The 3,775-nt window shown below is 69.2% G+C and carries 3 protein-coding genes; 1 reads left to right on the forward strand and 2 read right to left on the reverse strand.

Annotated elements, in window-relative coordinates:
* Positions 1-611 (reverse strand): endo-1,4-beta-xylanase (locus AB0C20_RS35585; RefSeq protein WP_357569660.1); only part of this gene is annotated, 611 nt, incomplete at its 3' end.
* Between the two features lie 466 nt (positions 612-1,077).
* On the reverse strand, positions 1,078-2,085 hold the full coding sequence (locus AB0C20_RS35590; protein WP_357569661.1) for a PaaX family transcriptional regulator C-terminal domain-containing protein: 1,008 nt from the start codon (positions 2,083-2,085) through the stop codon (positions 1,078-1,080).
* Positions 2,086-2,334: 249 nt separating this feature from the next.
* Here AB0C20_RS35590 and AB0C20_RS35595 point away from each other — a divergent pair, with 249 nt between their 5' ends.
* The gene (locus AB0C20_RS35595) at positions 2,335-3,684 is read left to right on the forward strand and encodes a PHB depolymerase family esterase (protein ID WP_357569662.1); all 1,350 of its coding nucleotides are present in this window, start codon (positions 2,335-2,337) and stop codon (positions 3,682-3,684) included.
* Positions 3,685-3,775: the final 91 nt, after the last annotated feature.

Genomic DNA, 3,775 nt, shown 5'->3' on the forward strand with positions numbered 1-3,775 from the left:
TTCGCGTTGATCCCGTCGGTGTTGTAGTCGTTGTAACACAACTTCGCACCCGGATCCGCCGCCCGCGCCGCCCGGAACGCCGCCTCGATCCAGTCATTACCGGTGCGCTGCAGATTCGAATCCCGACGCCCGCCGCTACCACCGTCGGCGAACGCCTCGTTCACCACATCCCACGAGTGGATCTTTCCCCGGTAGTACGAGGCGACCTGGGTGACGTGGTTGATCATCGCGCTGCGCAACGCGCTGCCCGACATGCTTTGCGCCCAGCCCGGCTCCTGTTGGTGCCACAACAACGCATGGCCTCGCACACTCATGCCATTGGCCTGCGCGTGACTGACCAGACGGTCACCACCGGTGTACCGGAACTGGCCCTGCTGCGGCTCGGTGGCGTCCCACTTCATCTCGTTCTCGGCCACGACACTGTTGAACTCACGGTTCAAGATCGTCGTGTAGGCGCTGGTGGAGAGCTTGCCGGTCGCGACGGCGGCGCCGAAGTAGCGGCCCTTCTCGGCGGCGGCCGCCTTCAAGGTCGTGCCGGCACCGGATGCGGGAGTCAGCGCCACCGTCATACCGGTGGTGAGGGCGACGGCGATGGTCGCCGCCGCCAGCATCGTTCTCATGGGTTTCATGGCGTTCCTTTTCAGTGGTTGCATCGGTGGTGGTGATGTGCCACTTCACTCGGGGCGACCGATCGGAACGGTCTTCCTGGCCACCCGGCATCAGCACGCGCGGTTGGTCCGAGAGGGCTGTCGCCGGCGACCGCCGGTCCCGAGGTGACGGCCGCATGCCCTTGCGGACGTCGTGATCCGAGGTACGACCCGTGCGGCTCGCCCGGTGAGCCACGGGAACGATCGTCCTCTATATCGAGAGTGAGCGATAACATGCCGTTCGTCAAGACGTAACGGGCCGTTCACGCCGATCTCCCGGAACGCCGCGTTTCGCCCGGCACCAAACGCCCAGTGCAACAGTGCTCAGCCGCCGCGCGACCAGCGGAAGAGTCGTACCACCGCACCGCTCGGGCCACGCCGGAGGGCAACCCTGTTATCGCTCACAGTCGTGGCCGCGACTCCTGACCGTTCACGAGCACCCGGTGTCGGAGCCACTCGGAGACGGCTGCGCCGGATCCACGTCGGCGCGCACTCCGGCGACCAGTTCGGCTGTGGTGTGGGCGGCGATGCCGGGCTGCGCGGCGTCGGCGAAGCGCTCGACGACCGCTCGGACGTGTCGCTCGGCGGGTGTGGCCAGGCCGTCGTAAACGGCCGCGAACAACTCCCGCGCCGGACGCCTGAGCCAGTCCCGTGGAAGCAGCTCCACTGGCAACTGCGGATCGAGGACGGGAAAACGCCGGAAGGTGTCCATCACCTCGGTACGGGCCCGCACCGCGGCGGCGCCGTCGATCTGCCCGGACAGCACCCCGGACAACAGCGGCGTCCAGCGCCGGAGGAACGCGTCGTAGCTGCGACCGATCGCCTCGATGTCCCAAGCCTCGATCGGCGCACGGTGAGTGGCCGAGGCGAGCGCGCTCTGCCGCCCGCGAAACACCGTCACGGCGCCGAGGGTGAGCCGGTCGAGCTCGGCCCGAGCCGCGGGAGTCAGCTCCTGCGGCGAGATCCAGAGACCGTCGTACAGCGGCGCGTAGCCGAGCCACCGGAGTTGCGCCCGCAGGGCTCGGCGCTGCGTACTGTGATCCTGCGGCAGCGAGAAGGCGACGATCGTCCAACACCCGTCCCACAGCGCCGTCGAGGTGCTGGCGGCGAGAATCCACTGCCCGCCGGCGGAAAGGTTGGCGGCGGCGGCGCGGCTGAGCCGGTAGGAGCTGCGCCGCCCCAGTCGACTGCCCTCCAACACACCACGGCGGGCCAACCGACTGATCGCGGTCCGCGCTCCGGCCGTCGTCACGCCGGTCTCCCCGAGCAGCGCGACGATGGCCGCGGACGGCAGGGCGACCCGGGTCCGCAGCGTGTAGTCCGCCAGCAGGGTCACCGCGACGCCTTGGGGCGAGCTACCGACCTGCCGGCGGGGCAGCCGCAGTGGCTGGTCTCCGTCGTCCGGATAGATGTCGTCAATGTCGAAAGGACTTGCCACAGGCGCTCCGCGCTGCTCGGGGACGGCACGACGACTGTAGACGGACGGCCACCACTCCCCGTAAATCGAAGGCTTTCGATTGACACTTCCTGGCTCGGCGGGAACACTAACTGCCACGCGACGCCATCCGAAGCCGGGCTGGGCGAGCCACAGGTAGCGGGCATCGTGCGATCACCGCGGGAGTCGGGCACACCGCGACCGGGTCGCACGGCCAATCCAGCCTGCACAGGCAATCGAAGGAGTCGTCCGTTGAGAATCAGAAGGAAACTGCTACTCGCCCTGGCCGCGGCACTGGTGGCGGCCGGCCTGGTGGCCCCCACCGTCGGGCCCGCGTATGCGGCGTCACTGACCGAGGTGACCAGCTTCGGTGACAACCCGGGCCGGATGCGCATGCACGTCTACGTGCCGGACAACCGCCCGGCCCGGCCGGCGGTCGTGGTGGCCATGCACGGCTGCGGCGGGTCCGGCCCCGGCTTCTACTCCGGGAGCGAGTTCGCCAGCCTCGCGGACCGCTACGGGTACATCGTGATCTACCCGTCCGCCACCCAGCAGGCCGGGTTCGGCAACTGCTTCGACGTCTGGTCGGAAGCCGCCAAGCGTCGTGGCGGCGGCAGCGACCCGGTGTCGATCGTCTCGATGGTCCGGTACGTGCAGCAGCAGTACGCGGCCGACCCGGAGCGGGTCTACGCCACCGGCAGCTCGTCCGGCGGCATGATGACCAACCACATGCTCGCCCTCCACCCCGACCTGTTCAAGGCCGGCGCCGCGTTCATGGGCGTGCCCTTCAACTGCTTCGCCAACGCGGCGGACTTTCCGCCCACCAGCAGCCAGTGCACCGGCGGAAACATGAACAGGACCCCGCAGCAGTGGGGCGACGCGGTCCGGCAGGCGTACCCCGGTTACTCAGGGCCCCGCCCGCGCGTGCAGCTGTGGCACGGCACCAACGACACGCTCGTGCCGTACTCGCTGTTGCAGGAGGCGATCGAGCAGTGGACCAACGTGTTCGGGCTGAGCCAGACACCCACCTCCACCGACACGCCCCAGGCCAACTGGAACCGGCGTCGGTACGCCGACAGCGGTGGCACCGTCCAGGTCGAGGCGTACAGCATCCAGGGGGCCGGACACAGCCTGCCCTCCGGCGGCATGGCCGCGTCCGCCATCGCGTTCTTCGGACTGACCGACCCCACGACGCCGCCCCCGACCACGCCGCCCCCGACCACGCCACCCCCCACCACGCCACCCCCCACCACGCCACCGCCGACCACCCCGCCGCCGGCTTCCGGCGCCTGCCGGGTGACAGTCGCCGTCAACGCCTGGAACAGCGGTTTGACCGAGAACATCACGGTCACGAACACCGGCACCAGCGCCGTCAACGGCTGGTCAGTGGTCTTCACCCTGCCGGGTGGGCAGACCATCACCTCGGGCTGGAACGCCACCTACTCGCCCAGTTCGGGGCAGGTGACGGCCCGCAACGTCGCCTACAACGGCGGCATCCCCGCCAACGGCTCGGTGAGCTTCGGCTTCCAGGCCACCCACACCGGTGACAACGCCCGACCGTCCTCGTTCACTCTCAACGGCGCGTCCTGCACCGTCGTCTGAGCTCGGGCACGGCACCGTTCGCGATTCGGTCGATGGCTGGTTTTGGCCAGGTGGGGTGGTTAGGCGATGGCGGCGATGTCGCCGTCGTCGA

The organism is Micromonospora sp. NPDC048843 (assembly GCF_040649965.1).
In the GTDB taxonomy this organism is placed as follows: Bacteria; Actinomycetota; Actinomycetes; order Mycobacteriales; family Micromonosporaceae; genus Micromonospora; species Micromonospora hortensis.